The 14,978-nt window shown below is 42.6% G+C and carries 15 protein-coding genes and 1 pseudogene; 8 read left to right on the top strand and 8 right to left on the bottom strand.

Annotation, left to right across the window (positions count from 1 at the left end):
- Positions 1-405: 405 nt before the first annotated feature.
- Positions 406-1,335, bottom strand: coding sequence for a sugar ABC transporter permease (locus HWQ36_RS24775; RefSeq protein WP_292707621.1), 930 nt, complete (start codon positions 1,333-1,335; stop codon positions 406-408).
- 124 nt (positions 1,336-1,459) lie between these two features.
- Between HWQ36_RS24775 and HWQ36_RS24780 the strand changes: the two genes are divergently transcribed.
- Complete coding sequence (locus HWQ36_RS24780) at positions 1,460-2,122, top strand: GIY-YIG nuclease family protein (RefSeq protein WP_292707624.1); 663 nt, start codon at positions 1,460-1,462, stop codon at positions 2,120-2,122.
- Positions 2,123-2,270: 148 nt separating this feature from the next.
- Here the strand turns inward: HWQ36_RS24780 and HWQ36_RS24785 are convergent, their stop codons facing one another.
- Entirely contained in the window at positions 2,271-3,050 is a 780-nt protein-coding gene (locus HWQ36_RS24785) for an ABC transporter ATP-binding protein (RefSeq protein WP_292707627.1), read from the bottom strand.
- Between the two features lie 201 nt (positions 3,051-3,251).
- Complete coding sequence (locus HWQ36_RS24790; protein ID WP_292707630.1) at positions 3,252-4,094, bottom strand: methyltransferase domain-containing protein; 843 nt, start codon at positions 4,092-4,094, stop codon at positions 3,252-3,254.
- Positions 4,095-4,542: 448 nt separating this feature from the next.
- On the opposite strand from HWQ36_RS24790, the gene HWQ36_RS24795 reads away from it, so the two are divergent.
- Positions 4,543-5,907: a TrkH family potassium uptake protein gene (locus tag HWQ36_RS24795; protein ID WP_292707632.1), complete on the top strand. Its 1,365-nt coding sequence runs from the start codon at positions 4,543-4,545 to the stop codon at positions 5,905-5,907.
- A 177-nt stretch (positions 5,908-6,084) separates the two neighbouring features.
- Positions 6,085-6,780: a TrkA family potassium uptake protein gene (locus HWQ36_RS24800; RefSeq protein WP_292707634.1), complete on the top strand. Its 696-nt coding sequence runs from the start codon at positions 6,085-6,087 to the stop codon at positions 6,778-6,780.
- Positions 6,781-6,988: 208 nt separating this feature from the next.
- Here the strand turns inward: HWQ36_RS24800 and HWQ36_RS24805 are convergent, their stop codons facing one another.
- Both HWQ36_RS24805 and queA read right to left on the bottom strand, forming a co-directional pair.
- Positions 6,989-8,029: a tetratricopeptide repeat protein gene (locus HWQ36_RS24805; protein WP_292707746.1), complete on the bottom strand. Its 1,041-nt coding sequence runs from the start codon at positions 8,027-8,029 to the stop codon at positions 6,989-6,991.
- A gap of 241 nt (positions 8,030-8,270) precedes the next feature.
- The gene (gene queA / locus HWQ36_RS24810) at positions 8,271-9,488 is read right to left on the bottom strand and encodes a tRNA preQ1(34) S-adenosylmethionine ribosyltransferase-isomerase QueA (protein ID WP_292707749.1); all 1,218 of its coding nucleotides are present in this window, start codon (positions 9,486-9,488) and stop codon (positions 8,271-8,273) included.
- Between the two features lie 246 nt (positions 9,489-9,734).
- Here queA and HWQ36_RS24815 point away from each other — a divergent pair, with 246 nt between their 5' ends.
- Positions 9,735-10,124: a hypothetical protein gene (locus tag HWQ36_RS24815; protein WP_069068139.1), complete on the top strand. Its 390-nt coding sequence runs from the start codon at positions 9,735-9,737 to the stop codon at positions 10,122-10,124.
- 327 nt (positions 10,125-10,451) lie between these two features.
- Here the strand turns inward: HWQ36_RS24815 and HWQ36_RS24820 are convergent, their stop codons facing one another.
- On the bottom strand, positions 10,452-11,018 hold the full coding sequence (locus tag HWQ36_RS24820) for a YraN family protein (RefSeq protein ID WP_292707643.1): 567 nt from the start codon (positions 11,016-11,018) through the stop codon (positions 10,452-10,454).
- Positions 11,019-11,041: 23 nt separating this feature from the next.
- Here HWQ36_RS24820 and HWQ36_RS24825 point away from each other — a divergent pair, with 23 nt between their 5' ends.
- On the top strand, positions 11,042-11,638 hold the full coding sequence (locus HWQ36_RS24825) for a pentapeptide repeat-containing protein (RefSeq protein WP_292707646.1): 597 nt from the start codon (positions 11,042-11,044) through the stop codon (positions 11,636-11,638).
- Between the two features lie 140 nt (positions 11,639-11,778).
- Here the strand turns inward: HWQ36_RS24825 and HWQ36_RS24830 are convergent, their stop codons facing one another.
- On the bottom strand, positions 11,779-12,156 hold the full coding sequence (locus HWQ36_RS24830; protein ID WP_292707649.1) for a hypothetical protein: 378 nt from the start codon (positions 12,154-12,156) through the stop codon (positions 11,779-11,781).
- 41 nt (positions 12,157-12,197) lie between these two features.
- A complete protein-coding gene (locus HWQ36_RS24835) occupies positions 12,198-12,410 on the bottom strand; it encodes a hypothetical protein (RefSeq protein ID WP_292707652.1) in 213 nt (70 codons plus the stop codon).
- Between the two features lie 38 nt (positions 12,411-12,448).
- On the opposite strand from HWQ36_RS24835, the gene HWQ36_RS24840 reads away from it, so the two are divergent.
- From HWQ36_RS24840 to HWQ36_RS24850, 3 genes and pseudogenes are all read left to right on the top strand, one after another.
- On the top strand, positions 12,449-12,664 hold the full coding sequence (locus HWQ36_RS24840; protein ID WP_292707655.1) for a hypothetical protein: 216 nt from the start codon (positions 12,449-12,451) through the stop codon (positions 12,662-12,664).
- 144 nt (positions 12,665-12,808) lie between these two features.
- On the top strand, positions 12,809-14,395 hold the full coding sequence (locus tag HWQ36_RS24845) for an MASE1 domain-containing protein (RefSeq protein ID WP_292707658.1): 1,587 nt from the start codon (positions 12,809-12,811) through the stop codon (positions 14,393-14,395).
- Positions 14,364-14,944: pseudogene (locus HWQ36_RS24850) on the top strand (ATP-binding protein); the annotation flags it as partial. The gene HWQ36_RS24845 and the pseudogene HWQ36_RS24850, both read left to right, overlap by 32 nt.
- Between the last annotated feature and the right edge of the window lie 34 nt (positions 14,945-14,978).

Genomic DNA, 14,978 nt, shown 5'->3' on the forward strand with positions numbered 1-14,978 from the left:
AGTCTTGATGCGCGTCGTTATGTGTATTGAATAGACTGGGCAGATGACAATTCAACAAGTATATTGTGTCACTTTCGTTTTTGCCACTTTAATATTTATCGGCGTTGCTGAATTAAGGGATGATTCTTGTAGGGTGGGCATCCTGCCCGCCCGGAAATACAAGGGACGCTCATGTTGCCCATCCCACAAAATAGTAAAATCATCCCGCAAATATGCAACGCCTATTTATCAAAACAGAATATATGCGTCATGCGTCAGTCGCCAGAATAATGCCTCCGACATCCGCGAACAGAATGAATTTTGAACGAAAAAGCGGATGAATCAAGGGGTTTAAGACCCCCACTAAAATAACTAAGAATGTAAATTTTTGTATCAGCTTTCAATATTTCTGAAATTAAGTAAATATCAGATTGTGATATTATCTCCCCCCTCTTGATTGATAACTAATCGCAAAATTGATAACCCTAAAATTATCAAAAATAGCACTAAACCAATTGTGCAAGCATAGCTAATTGCCAAGTTACCAAAAGCTTGCTCATATAGGTAATAAACAATCGTTTTTGAGCTACTGAGTGGCCCCCCTTGGGTCATAATGTATACTTCTTCAAAAACTTTGGTGGCAGAAATAGCCGAAATCACCGCTACTAATGCTAAATATGGCTTCATCAAAGGTATGGTAATATCCCAATGTTTGCTGATACCATCAGAACCATCGATCGCAGCAGCTTCATACACATCCGCAGGAATTGATTGCAACCCCGCTAAATAAATCACCATGTAGTAGCCTAGTCCCTTCCACACGGTGACAGCCATGACGCTGGCAAGAGAAATTGGTATAATTCCAAAAATTTTCGCTGGGCTAGTTAGCCAAGGAATCCCTTCTGGAAAAAGCCCCAAAGCTTTTAGTAGCTGATTCAGTAATCCGTTTTCTGCATACAGCCATTTCCAAGCTATTCCTGCAACCACCATTGAAATTACCACTGGGGTGTAGTAGGCTGCTCTAAACCAATTCATCCCCCGCAGTTTCTGATTTACCAAAATTGCCAGCAATAAGGGAGCAATTACTAAAATTGGGACTACACCTACAAGATATAAAAAAGTGTTTTCTAAGGTTTTCCAAAAAACTGCATCTTTCCAAAGTTTAAGAAAGTTGGCGAAACCTATCCATTGTGGCGGCTGGGCGATATCTTCATAGCTAGTAAAGCTGAGGTAAAATGCTTGCAGTGCAGGCAAAAAGACAGTTAACCCCAAAAGAACCAAGGCGGGTAGTAAAAATAGATAAGGGGTAAGGCGCTGTTTGATGAATATCCAATTTTTAGGTGTCAATTGATTCATATAAGGTCTAATAGTTGTTTTCGCTTTGTCAGCAAGAATTTGGGGATGTGAGTAGATTTAAGCTTCAATATTCTAAAGGCATATATTTGCGTAGCGCTAATTAATAACTCAGAGATAAACGACGATGGAAACTCAGCATAACCCGCCAATTGAACATCAAAATGTCCCCATAAACCACCGTGGACTACATGAATTTTTGTATAGTTCTGACGACGAACACAGCGCCATTGAGGTGAGTATAACTCCTGAACTGGCAAACGATGGTACTCAAATCATTGACCTTGAGGCTTGGAGTACATCTGCTCAGAACGCTAAAATTGCAGGTGTTTACGCAGTATTAGATGCAGAACGCCGCACACAGTACATCGGCTATTCCCGGAATGTATTACTTTCCCTAAACAGCCATGTCACCCAAAATGGTGGGCAAAAGTGTGCTTTTGTGCGCGTGCAAGCATTCAAGTTCCCCAAGCGTCAAGAAATGGAAGATTTGCGAGATGCGTGGATAGCAGAACTCGAAACCACACCACCTGGAAATGCTTCCAAAAGCGAAATGTGGGCTAGCACAGTAGGCGATGCTGCGAAGGCGGTAATGTCTGAGACGGAACGTCAAGCCTACGAGGAGAAAAAGCTAAAACTGCGGAAAGCAATGGCTGACACAACCCTCTCTAAAGAGTTAGAAACAATAGATGCGAGTATAGCCGAACGTCAGCGTCAACTTGAAGCTGCTGTGACAAATGATGACTGGAGTGTAATTATCGACGCGCAGACGCAAGAAACCAAGTCTTAGGATGAGTGTTCAGTCCTCTCGATATTTCCTACTTGGATAGCCCATCCTTTTACAGAATGGGCTATCCAAGTGTTTAGATGAATGTTTTTGCTGGCGCAGCTTTCGGGATCTAAAAGCGCAAACGCTGGTCAGACAAGTAATTGAGCCATCATGATACAGCAGAAATTGCACAAACTTGTAAACCCACAGGTGTGTGAATAATCACAGATTCTACACCAAATACTTGGGCGATCGCACTTGGTGTCAGAACTTCTTCAGGTTTGCCAACTTCCCAAAGATGACCTTGTTTTAATAAAGCAATGCGAGAACTATATCGTGCCGCTAGATTCAGTTCGTGTAGAACCGTAACAATAGTTAATTTTTGCTGTTGATTCAGATTTTTCAGTAGTTCTAATAGTTGTAATTGATAGTTGATATCTAAAAAAGTTGTAGGTTCATCTAATAGTAAAACTTTTGGTTCTTGTGCCAGTGCTAAAGCCAAAAAAGCGCGTTGCCTTTCACCACCGGAAAGTTCTTCAATTAAACGATCGCTCAATTTTTCTAGTTGCGTCTTTTTAATTGCAGCTTCTACTTTAACCCAATCTTGGGTATTTAATTCCCATTGCCACCAAGATTGATGTGGTGTGCGTCCTAAACTTACTAATTGTCGCACTGTTAAGCCCACGGGAACGGTTTGTTGTTGCGGTAATAATGCGAGTTTCTGGGCAACTAGATTTGGGGGTTGAGAGTGAATTGCTTTGCCATCAAGTAGAACTGTTCCCTGCTGTGGGGAGAGAATACGACTCAGCAATTTTAGTAAAGTAGATTTACCTGAGCCATTAGCACCAACTAAACTCAACCATTCTCCTGTTTGCAGAGTGAGGTTAATGTCTTGAACAATTGGGGCTGTGGTGTAACCGCCTGTGAGGTTTTGCAGTTCGAGTGGCATTTGCTGAAATTTAACAATAAGAAACTTAATTTTATAAGGTTTCCCCGATATCTGCATTAGAATTTACAAGCTTTGCGATCGCTAAACTCTCTCATCATACTTGCTGCGATCGCTCCAAATCTCCTATTAAGTATCATGATGCATCACTAGGAACATCTACTTTAATGCTCCTAGATTACATCTTTTTGCTGAAGTGGAATTCTACTTATTGCCGCACAATAAGCCAAACCGAATTAACCCACGCTCATAACCGCGACGCATTAATCCCAGTGATAATGCCCCTTGAATAGTAGTCCAACCAGCATTTAGTAAGCCCCAAAGCGCTTGGGGAGTGAATGCAGAATCAATTACCACATTCCAAAAGGGGGCGACAGCAGTTGACCAATCAGCAGTGCGGATATTATGTAATGGTAGTTGATGTGCGATCGCTTCATACTCTGGCAAAGAAATCACATAAGGCAAACAATATACTCGATAAATATCCTGCAAATGCTTTTCCTCATCTGCCGTTAGTGGAGACTCATCAGTTGGTCGATGACACCATGTCACCATAATTAACTTGCCACCAGGCTTCAATACTCGATAGCACTCCTGAAGAAACTTGGTTTTATCTGGCATGTGTTCACCGCTTTCCAGCGACCAAACCAAGTCAAAAGAATCGTCAGCAAAGGGCATTGCTTGAGCATTGGCGACTTGAAACTGTGTTCTCAGACTCAAATTAGCTTCCAAAGCGCGTTCCGTTGCTCTTGCGGCTTGTACAGGACTTAATGTAATCCCTGTAGCCTTAGCATTAAACTTTTGTGCAAGGTATAAAGAACTACCGCCAATTCCACAACCCACATCTAGGATATTTTCTGCTGCTTGTACCCCTGCCCAATTAAGCAATTCTTCAATTAAATCAATTTGAGCCTGACGGCGGTCTTTTGTCTGGGTACCATCAGCGCCGTAATAGCCGTGGTGCATGTGTTCGCCCCAAATCTGTTCCCACAGACTAGACGAAGCATCGTAAAATTGCTGAATTTGCTGGTAAAGTGTTGCACTCATGAAAAAAGTAGTATTGAGACGAAGTAGAATTCAAAAAAAAACATACTGGTAGACTACCATGTATGTTTTTAAGTGAACTATCCCGCCGTGTAGACGGACGGGACTTCCCACATCGGGAATAGCCTCCAGGACTCCGTAGTTCTATTGGTCTAACATCCCCTCCAAGGGCAGAAGTCCTGGTTCCCAAGACCGTACATTGTTCGCGTCATCGGACGCACCAGAAGGTGGGGACTTCCGCAATCCGTTGAATAAAGGTATTTTTGTTTCTATGGAAGACCAACCATGATGTATAATCCTTGGAAAAATTTCTCAGTTTTACCTTAATAAACTATTCTTACTGAAATTTATACCAATTCTCTCAAAAAGCATACATATACAAGAGTTAGAAACCCAGATAAAATCTAACTTTCCTAATTACGAATTACGAATTACGAACTACGAATTAATTATGACTGTTGCTCGTACAATTTGTTTGGGATTTTTGGCTGTAATTGCTGTAGGTACTATCCTGTTGATGATGCCTTTTTCAACTAGCAATGGTACTGCATGGAATAACCTGATTGTGGCACTATTCACCTCGACATCCGCAGTTTGCGTCACAGGTTTATCAGTAGTTGATCCTGGTATCTATTTTTCCTTTTGGGGTCAATTGTTTATTGCACTATTAGCTCAGATTGGTGGATTGGGCTACATGACAACTACCACATTTCTGATTTTGCTCATTGGCCGTAAGTTTGATATGCGACAAAAAATAGCAATTCAACAAGCTTTAGATCGACCGGGAATGAGTGGTAGTACCCAAGTGATCCGTTCAATTATTGCCACAACTTTAATTTTTGAAATTACAGGCACATTCTTACTTCTACCAGCTTTTGTTCCTGATTATGGATGGAGTAAAGGGCTTTGGTTAGCCATCTTTCATAGTATCAATGCTTGGAATAATGCTGGTTTTAGTTTATTTAAAGATAATTTAATTGGTTATCAGTCCTCTTTCTTAGTAGTTTTTACCATCACAACGTTAATTATCTTTGGGGGAATTGGCTATCAGGTAATTTTGGAAATGTACCTTTGGTTGCGCGGAGGCACAAAGCGACTTTTCGATAGACATCGACTTTTCAAAAGAACTCATAACCAAATATTTTCTCTAGATTTTAAAGTTGCAACCAGTACAACTATTATATTGTTAGTAATAGGGCTAATTGCCTTTTTTTGTATAGAGATCAGAAACCCGGAAACATTTGGCTCTCTAAATTTTCGTGACCAGATATTAGTAGCTTGGTTTCAATCAGTTACTCCTAGAACTGCTGGTTTTAATACCATCGATATTGGCAAAATGACCACTGCCGGTCTATTTATTACGATTGCACTAATGTTTATTGGTGCAAGTCCAGGTGGTACGGGAGGAGGGATGAAAACAACAACTCTCCGAGTTTTGACCAGTTGCACCAAAGCGATTCTCCAGGGGAAGGAAGAAGTTTTATTGTACGATCGCAAGATAGCAATATCTTTAATTTTGAAAGCCGTGGGTGTGTTGGTGGCTTCAGTAGCAACCGTGATTTTAGCTACGATTTTAATCAGCCTCACAGATCCAAAGTTAGATTTTATTCAAATTTTGTTTGAAGTGGTATCAGCCTTTGCCACCGTGGGTCTTTCTACAGGTATTACAGGAAGTATCTCTATAACAGCAAAGCTCATTTTAATTGTCACGATGTACGTTGGACGAGTAGGTGTTTTACTACTGATGTCCGCAGTACTAGGAGATCCACGTCCTACCAGAATTCACTATCCTGAAGAAAATCTCCTCGTGGGATAGTTAGGGAGTGGGGGAGGCAGGGGAGGCAGGGGAGGCAGGGGGAGAATAACTAATGACAAATGACAAATGACTAAACTGATAAAATATACATTGAAAGGCAAAAAATAAGATTTTTAATTCAAGCGGCATAACCGTTTTTTGCCCTAAATACAGGGAGCAATTATAAGGATAAAAAGGGTGAATCTGTCATCATTAAGTTTTTTTCGCAGTTTACGTAAAGATAACCAACAATTTGCTGTAGTTGGATTAGGTCGTTTTGGTAGATCCGTCTGTTCTACACTTCATAATTTCGGTTATCAGGTGCTGGCAACAGATATTGATGAAAAACGAGTTTCCGAAGCATTAACTGAGGGAATAGTTGGTCATGCTTTGCAATTAGATTCTACAGAACCAGCTGCACTAAAAGAAGCTGGGATTTTTGAATTTGATACTGTAATTGTAGCAATTGGCAACTACGTTCAAGAAAGCATTATAACCACCCTAAATGTTAAAGAGGCTGGTGTACCTCATGTAATCGCCAAAGCTTCTAGTGAAGTTCATCGTAAACTATTGCGGCGAGTAGGAGCAGATCATGTTGTTTTTCCTGAGTATGAAGCAGGTTGCGCCCTAGCGCGTACACTTACTAAACCAGCAATCTTAGATCGATTTGATCTAGACCCGGATAACAGTATTGTAGAGTTGATTGTGCCTGATGAATTTCACGGCAGAACAATCACCGAGCTTCAACTTCGTAACCGCTATGGTTTAAATTTGCTAGCGGTGAGCCAGGATGGTAGATTTCAAATTAATCCTGACCCTACCAAGCGTTTAGAACGTGGTTCTGCAATGGTAGTTATTGGCTGCAATAAAGATATCAATCGTTTGCCGATTTAAAAAATTTAAAAGCCATTCAATTTTAGATTTTAGATTTTGGATTTTAGATTTTTCTTTCAACGAAGAGGCAGGGGCAGGGGGCATGGAGAAGAAGCAGGGGAGCTCTTAGCTGGGGGCAAGGGAGAGAATACAAAATTACATGCTTTCTCCTCTGCCTCTTCCTTATCCCCCTCATCCCCCCTTTGCTTCTTGCTCCCTTGCCTCTTTTTCAATTTCCGGGACTCGTTGAAGTAGATTGTGGTTCAACTAAGACAGGGTTTTCTAGTTGATTTGGCGTTTGTGGCTCAGGTGTTTGTACTACATTACTTGTTTTGTCTGGAGTCTGAGAGGGAGTAGCTGTTTGAATGGCTTGAGGCTGTTGTTGCCCACTTTTCTGGGCAATTTGCTGCATTAGCTGTTCAATTTTTTCCGCTTGCTCAATGTTCCCTTGCTCACGATACTCGGTATGGGCACGTTTCAAGACTCCATTAGCTTTCTTGATATCGCCTTGATTATATAAAGTGACTCCCAAATTATAGTAAGCTGAAGGGTTTTTAGGATTTAGGCGAATAGCTTGCCGATAAACAGAAATAGCCTCAGAAGCTTGGCCTTGAATTGCTAGCAAATTTGCCATGTTGTTATAGGCTGTGGCATTTTGAGGATCTAGCTGCAAGGCTTGACGATAAGTTGCGATCGCTTGTTCTGTTTGACCATGTTGTTGCAAGGCGATCGCTAAGTTAAAATAAGCGTTGGCATTGCTGCTATCCAAATTAATTGCTTGCTGGTATGTTGCGATCGCATCCTCAAGCTGTCCTTGTTCATACAGCACCAAACCCAGATTATACAGCGCTGCTACCCTTGTCGGCTCTATCACAAGGCTTTGACGATAAGCCGTAATCGCTGCATCTTTTTCTCCTTGCCGATGCAACACTAACCCTAAGTTGTAATAAGCTTCACTAAAATTAGGATTAATCCTAATCGCCTCTGTATATTCTTGTAAAGCTACATCTAGGCGATTTTGCTCCATGAATATATTACCTAGATAATTTAGCGCAGCCCCAAGACTAGGATCTCGCTGCAATGCTTGACGAAAGGCATATTCCGCACCCTGTAAGTCTTTGCGGTTATAGCGGGTGACTCCCTGCTGGAAAAAGCTAGCTGCTTCAAGATTCTGAGAAATTGCGGTTTCTGCTAGCAGCTTACTTTCTGGAAAATTAGTAATTGTTGGTGCAGCTAAGACCAAAAACGCAGAACAGACACCGAGTGTCATCTGACAAAATAAATTTAAACAATGAGAAAATAGATATTTTTCAGACATAAATCACAGACCCGTACTTATTTTTTAACTCCTCATAAGTCAGAGTACCCATCACGAAAGAAAAAATTCCAAATTCTCAACTTTTAACTCTGCCAATTTTGGATTTTGGACTTCGGCTTACTTCGACTTCGCTCAGTACAAGTCACTCAGTCGAACGATTTTTAATTTTCGATTGAAGGAAAAATCTCAAATCTCAAATTGCATTACTCCCCACTCCCACAGCTTCCGGCAAAATTAGCATAGCATCACCAAAGGAATAGAAACGATACCCTGAAGCGATCGCTTCAGAGTATATATTCAATAACCTCTGTCTGCCAATTAGCGCACTTACCAACATCAGCAAACTGGAACGCGGTAGATGAAAATTGGTAATTAAACCATCCACCACCCGCCATTGGTAGCCAGGATAAATAAACAAGTCTGTTTTACCGCAAAATGGTTGTAAATTCCCAGATTTAGCCGCCCCTTCTAAAGCTCGTACTGCCGTTGTTCCCACAGCAATAATTCGACCGCCAGCAGCTTTGGTGGTGCGGATTTGCTCTACTGTGGCGGCGGGAACTTCAATCCATTCTTCATGCATCTGGTGGGTAGTTACGTCTTCCACTTCCACAGGGCGAAAAGTGCCGACACCAACGTGTAGCGTTACAAAAGCTTGATTGATATTGCGATCGCGCAGCTTTTGTAATAATTCTGGGGTAAAGTGTAATCCTGCCGTCGGTGCTGCGATCGCTCCTGGCTGTTCGGCATAAACTGTCTGATATTGCTCATCAGCAGCTGAAGAGGCAGTAATGTACGGTGGTAGCGGTACTTCACCAAATACCTCTAAAAGTTGCACCAAAGGCTTTCCCTCTGGCACATCAAATTGCAACAAACGTCCCCCGGTTGCTGTGTCTGTTTCTAAAACTGTAGCTGTGAGGGGATGAGGGGATGAGGGGGATGAGGAAGAATTTACTCCCTCATTTCCCCCTGCTCCCTTATCTCCCTCTGCTCCCTTCGCTTCAAAAATAATCTTCATTCCCTGTTTGAAGCTTTTTCCTGGCTTAACTAAAGCTAACCAACAGTTATACTGCCGTTCTTCCAACAGCAACACCTGGATTTTAGCACCAGTGGATTTATGACCATAAAGCCGCGCTGGAATAACTTTTGTATTGTTCATGACCAACAAATCACCAGAGCGTAGTAATGCAGGCAAATCATGGAAAATATGGTGACATGGTTCTGTTTTAGTGCCTGTAATCGGAGAATCAACTACCAGTAACCGGGAACTATCTCTAGGAACTGCTGGGTTTTGGGCAATGAGTTCTGGAGGTAATTTGTAGTCATAGCCTGCTACCGAGCAATCTAATTCAAAATCTTTTTCTTTGGGGCTAGATGTATCTTTCAACTTGGCTAGTACTAGTTTTTGCTTTATTTAGTATTTATACTCTCTTACAAAAAGCTGGTTTGCGCTTTCCCTTATATTGGAACTTTAAGGCATCTTTACTCAATTTTGTCGCTAGGCTATAAGATTGTTACTATTAAGTAACACGGAAAAGTTAACATAAAAATTGGGTAAACCTCCCCATCTAAAAACGGGGGCTTTTACCCTACCGGGAACAGGCACTGATTGACGAATATAGATATGTAGGATTGGCTTTGATCCCAAGCACCAACAAACATGGAATACTTGTACTATCTGGCAAACGCCAGTCTAACCCTGAGGGTCGTTCAACACCTGCATGCTAGACCCCAGACACCAGTTTCGTTCGTCACCGTAATTCATCAAATTGATGGCTGGGTGGTTAGGATCAAACTCAGAGGTCAAGTCTCGCCGCAAGAAGATGGCGACTTTCGCGCTTTTCTAAATGAATTAGGAATTAGCTACGAGCCACCAATGAGGGTGCAAATGGCACTTTGGAGTTTAGAAGCGGGACAATGCCCTGTGGACGTGATGCGTCGCTATCAAGTAGCGATCGTTTCTCATGGTAGCCCAGAGAGAGACGAAATCGAAGCTTTCCGACAACAGTTTGTTCGGGGCTTAGGCTACTGTCCAGAAACTTTGGCGTAATACCGTTTGGTTGTAACGCCAGTACAAAATTATCAAGAAAGAATTCAGGAGTCAGGAAGAGGTAGTGCGGTCTTGGGGTCTCCCCAAGTAGAGCAACTACCGTTCAGAATTCAGAATAAATCTATGAATTTTGTCCGACTGGCTAATGAATAAAGGGGTTTAACACCCCCACTAAAATATACTTTCTTTAGTGTTCTACCCTACGGGAACGCCAAGGGCGAACAATTAAGTGGCGGGTTTAAATCCCAACTAATTGATTATGACTGCTGAATTCTGTTAGCGGATAGCTAGGGTTTAGCCCCTTTTGAATTCTTCAACCATTACCAATTAACCATTATCAATTGAAGAGTCGAAAGCTGCCGGAATGTATTCTTGCAGCTTAAACTTGTATTCGGCTACTGATGAAGTAGCAAGAGCTTCCTGAGTTGCTATAATCGCAGTCTGATTTTTTGATATTCTTTGACAGTAGACAATAGCAACATCAAATCGGCAAGAATAATCTGCCTTCTCAGGGTACTGGGCTAGGAATATTCCAGCTGTCCGTGAGATTTTTGCTTGCTTTTGTAGGGTGATGGCGCTTCTTCCCCCTGCATCCCAACTCCCTGAACTGCGGGTTTTGACTTCAACAAATATCAGCATTGAGTGGGGAGTGGGGAAGGTGGGGCCCCCTCTGGGGATAAGGGGTAATGGGGAGTGGGGAGTGGGGTATTCTCCCGTGCTTTCCTGCTCTTTCCCCGTTACTCCATGATGTTGGGCGATGATATCGATTTCTCCATAACGGCTAGAAAAGCGACGATGCAGAATTATCCAACCTGTAGATTGCAACCATTGGGCAACTAGGTCTTCTCCAAAATGACCAATATCTGGATAATGAGAGGGAGGAAGGTTAGCCATTAACGAAAAATAGCATAAATTTTATGAATTCTAGGTTAAGCGATGCCTGCGGCGGGCTACGCCTACGCACAGCAGGTTCTAAACTCGACTCATCCCGAACACAATTCGGGTTGAAGCGTAAGACAGACTATCACTTTTGGACAAATATACTCAGCTTATTCTTGTGGGGAATAATTGGCATCACCGCAACGCTCGGTTTTGCTCCAACAGCTTTGGCACTCGAATATAACAAAGAGATTTTGGTCGAGGCTGATTTCTCAGGACGTGATTTAACAGACTCTAGCTTTACCAAAGCCAATCTGCGCCAGAGTAACTTCAGTCATGCTAATTTGAACGGTGTCAGTTTTTTTGCAGCAAATTTAGAGTCTGCAAATTTAGAGAGTTCTGATTTAAGAAATTCCACTTTAGACTCGGCTCGTTTAGTTAGAGCAAATTTGACAAATGCACTATTAGAGGGTGCGTTTGCCGCTAATGCCAGATTTGATGGTGCAATCATTGATGGAGCAGATTTTACCGATACGCTGCTGCGTTCCGATGAGCAAAAAAAATTGTGCAAACTTGCCAAAGGGACTAATCCAATCACAGGACGAGAGACGCGTGACACGTTGTTTTGTCCATAAGGAGTAGGGAGTGGGGAGTGGGGAGATGAGGGGGATGGGGAGCAGGGAGCAAGGGAGAAGAGTTTTCCCCCTGCCCCCTGCCCCCTGCCCCCTGCCCCTCTGCCTCTTTTCAATGCCCAATTCCCCATTCCCCACTTAACCTACCAACCAAGGGCCCCAATCTTTTGACAAACAATTTTCATCCCTTTGCCTGGTGAAGAATTTGCGACAAAAGGTATTTCTCCTTTCTCCTTATCCTCTTGAATTAGCTGTCCCTCTGAACCGTAAATGGCAATGCGATTCAGAAAAAGCCGCGATTCTGAACATGATGCATCGAATGTAGTCTCGAAGATGCCATCTCCGTACATTCCGTAAAGCTTGTATGTTGTGCCCTTAATAGTTTTTGTGTCCAGAGCTACGCTGTTTCCTAATTTATCATGCCCCACAGTAATATATCTTTGTGCATCTTCAGCAATTGCACCACCACTGCTCAATAAAATAGCGATCGCTCCCACTATACCGCCGATTTTAAAATACATACGCTTTCAAAATATCAGATTTCATATATTTTTACCCGCAATCAAAGTGGTTCTGACACGGTATAAGCACTTAAATAAATATATAGCAAGATTTTATAATAATTCGTAATTAAGACACCCAGCAATAACCCGACGACTTTCTCAAACTTGTCCAACAACAAAGTGCGAATTGTTTCTAGGGTGTCAATATCTGGACAGGTTTCAATTCTTCTGATGAGTTTGACACCTGGTATCGCTCTGAAATAGATGGGCATACTAAGTAGGGCTTGCTGAAAGATCGGCTAAGAAGCTCATGACCACCTCCCAGCAACTCTACCAAGTAACGGCATATCAACCCACTCAGCCGATGTCGTCCCGTGAGCAAGAGAAAGTCAATCGCAAGGAAAGTTTGCGATCGCTCTTAATTGTCTCGTTTATTCTACAAATCTTCACAGACATTGGGTTAACCAAGTTTGGGGGTTTAAGTCTCCTAGCTCTACAGGCAGAACGAATTGAACACCCAAGCTAAATCCCCGTCGCAAAACGTAATTACGAATTACGAACTTGTACTGAGCGAAGTCGAAGTATTACGAATTACGAATTATTTGATGCGCTACTTAAGAATGTGGAATGAAAACCGGGTTCAGCCAGAAACTCATTGAGGTCACGCACTGTGCATTTTATTCTACAAGCAACTAGACAGCTTCTCCTACCGTATCGGCATCTGCTAATTACAACGATTGGGATTGCCGTAGTTCATTATGGGCTGGCAACTATTTCTCAATCTGTTTCTTTCGAGAATGGAGCATCTGCGATTTGGCCTTCGTCAGGTTTCTATTTAGCAATTGTTCTATTGATAGGCAATCGTGTCGGGATTCCTATTCTTTTAAGTGAGCTAATCATAAACTCACTTGTATTCTATCGAGATGCACCAACCATTATTAGCATCTCCTTAATCGGGATGGTTGAACCATTGGTGACTGCATGGTTACTCAATCAATTTATTGATTACCGCAATTTGTTTGAACGATCGCTCAACGTTCTGAAATTTCTGCTCCTGATTTTGCCTAGTCCAGTTGTAACCACCAGCTTTGCAGTCGCAGTCCTATGCTTGACTGGAAAATTGCCGTGGGAGTTCTATGGAACAGTTTGGGCAACTTGGTCAATCAGCGTCATTACGGGCAGATTGATTGTAACCCCAGCAATTCTGGCATGGACAACTCGATTTTGGTGGCGAGAACGAATCAATTGGCAGTGGATGACGGAGTTTGTTGTTGTTTTGAGCCTGTTGGCTGGAATTGGTCGAGTCGCGTTTTGGCTGGGCTACCCTTTGGAATATATGATGATTCCACTTTTGCTCTGGTCTGCCTTCCGGTTTAGAGCTACAGAATCAACACTAATGGTAGTGATTATCTCTGCGATCGCTGTTTTTGGCACGGCTCGTGGCTTAAGTTCCTTTGCTAGATCCTCTGTAATTGAGTCCTTTTGGTCATTGCAATCTTTCATCTGTGTAATTGCCCTGACTACTTATCTGCTTCTGGCAGTTGTGAACGAGAATCGCAAAGCAGAATCTAGACTCAGACATACGAACGAAGCCTTAGAACAGCGTGTACAAAAACGCACTATTGAACTTCAAGTTGCTAAAGAATCGGCTGATGCTGCAAACCAAGCCAAGAGCGAATTCCTCGCCAACATGAGCCACGAACTTCGCACACCCCTGAACGGGATTTTGGGCTATGCTCAAATCCTCAATCGCTCCAAAGTGTTGCCAGCGAAAGAACGTCATGGGGTAGAAATCATTCACCAGTGCGGTTCTCATTTGCTGACGCTGATCAACGATGTGTTGGACTTGTCCAAAATTGAAGCCCGTAAACTAGAACTTGCACCGAAAGCAATTCACTTTCCTTCATTCCTCCAGGGTGTCGCGGAAATCTGCCGCATTCGTGCCGACCAAAAAGGCATTGACTTTGTTTACAATCCTGAGCCACAGTTGCCGGAAGGGATTTTTGCTGATGAAAAACGGCTACGTCAGGTCTTACTCAACTTGTTGGGAAATGCGATTAAATTCACCGACAAAGGTGCTGTCACCCTCAAGGTTGCCATCATTGAGAATCATGCTAATCCATCTACCCGCCGGATTAAATTTCAAGTCGAAGATACAGGCGTAGGAATTGCGCCTGACCAGTTGGATAAAATTTTCCAGGCTTTTGAACAAGTAGGCGATCGCCAGCACCAGTTTGAGAACCTTCTCGCGTTCTGATTGCGATCGCCCCATTCCTTGCAATATCCACGATGGCATTGACAGCAGATGATTCTCAAGCATCGCCTCAAAGCAAACGAATCTCGCCCAGAAATTGTAGCGATTACAGACTATGGTTCACTGCCACAAGTAGAATGCTTTGCCGGACAGATGAATCAGGTCTTTATGAATCTGCTAGCAAACGCGATCGATGCGTTGGATGAATCCAATCAAGGGCGCAGTTTTGCACAAATTCAAGCCAATCCTAATCAAATCACCATTAAAACAGAATTATCTCAAAATCAGCAACAGTGTGTAATCCGAATTCAGGATAATGGGATTGGGATGACGGATGTGGTGAAGCAAAAAATCTTTGAGCATTTGTTTACAACCAAAGGCGTGGGGCAAGGGACGGGGGTAGGATTGGCGATCGCCCGTCAAATTGTAGTCGAGAAACACGCTGGAACTCTAGAGGTGAACTCAACTTTCGGTCAAGGTACAGAGTTTGTGATTTCAATTCCGGTAAAGGCGCTCGCATCTGATGCCAAAATGGGAACCATAAGAAAATAAGCTGATACCACGCTTTGGTATAAAGCAGAAAAAC

Source organism: Nostoc sp. NMS2 (genome assembly GCF_017115105.1).
Lineage (GTDB): Bacteria > Cyanobacteriota > Cyanobacteriia > Cyanobacteriales > Nostocaceae > Nostoc.

Bases quoted from the DNA above. Each gene is read 5' to 3' on its own strand.
- HWQ36_RS24785 (WP_292707627.1), bottom strand. From the start codon at position 3,050: ATGCCACTCGAACTGCAAAACCTCACAGGCGGTTACACCACAGCCCCA.
- HWQ36_RS24820 (WP_292707643.1), bottom strand. From the start codon at position 11,018: ATGGCTAACCTTCCTCCCTCTCATTATCCAGATATTGGTCATTTTGGA.
- HWQ36_RS24830 (WP_292707649.1), bottom strand. From the start codon at position 12,156: ATGTATTTTAAAATCGGCGGTATAGTGGGAGCGATCGCTATTTTATTG.
- HWQ36_RS24835 (WP_292707652.1), bottom strand. From the start codon at position 12,410: ATGCCCATCTATTTCAGAGCGATACCAGGTGTCAAACTCATCAGAAGA.
- HWQ36_RS24775 (WP_292707621.1), bottom strand. From the start codon at position 1,335: ATGAATCAATTGACACCTAAAAATTGGATATTCATCAAACAGCGCCTT.
- HWQ36_RS24815 (WP_069068139.1), top strand. From the start codon at position 9,735: ATGGAATACTTGTACTATCTGGCAAACGCCAGTCTAACCCTGAGGGTC.
- HWQ36_RS24795 (WP_292707632.1), top strand. From the start codon at position 4,543: ATGACTGTTGCTCGTACAATTTGTTTGGGATTTTTGGCTGTAATTGCT.
- HWQ36_RS24840 (WP_292707655.1), top strand. From the start codon at position 12,449: ATGACCACCTCCCAGCAACTCTACCAAGTAACGGCATATCAACCCACT.
- HWQ36_RS24790 (WP_292707630.1), bottom strand. From the start codon at position 4,094: ATGAGTGCAACACTTTACCAGCAAATTCAGCAATTTTACGATGCTTCG.
- HWQ36_RS24805 (WP_292707746.1), bottom strand. From the start codon at position 8,029: ATGACACTCGGTGTCTGTTCTGCGTTTTTGGTCTTAGCTGCACCAACA.
- HWQ36_RS24780 (WP_292707624.1), top strand. From the start codon at position 1,460: ATGGAAACTCAGCATAACCCGCCAATTGAACATCAAAATGTCCCCATA.
- HWQ36_RS24825 (WP_292707646.1), top strand. From the start codon at position 11,042: ATGAATTCTAGGTTAAGCGATGCCTGCGGCGGGCTACGCCTACGCACA.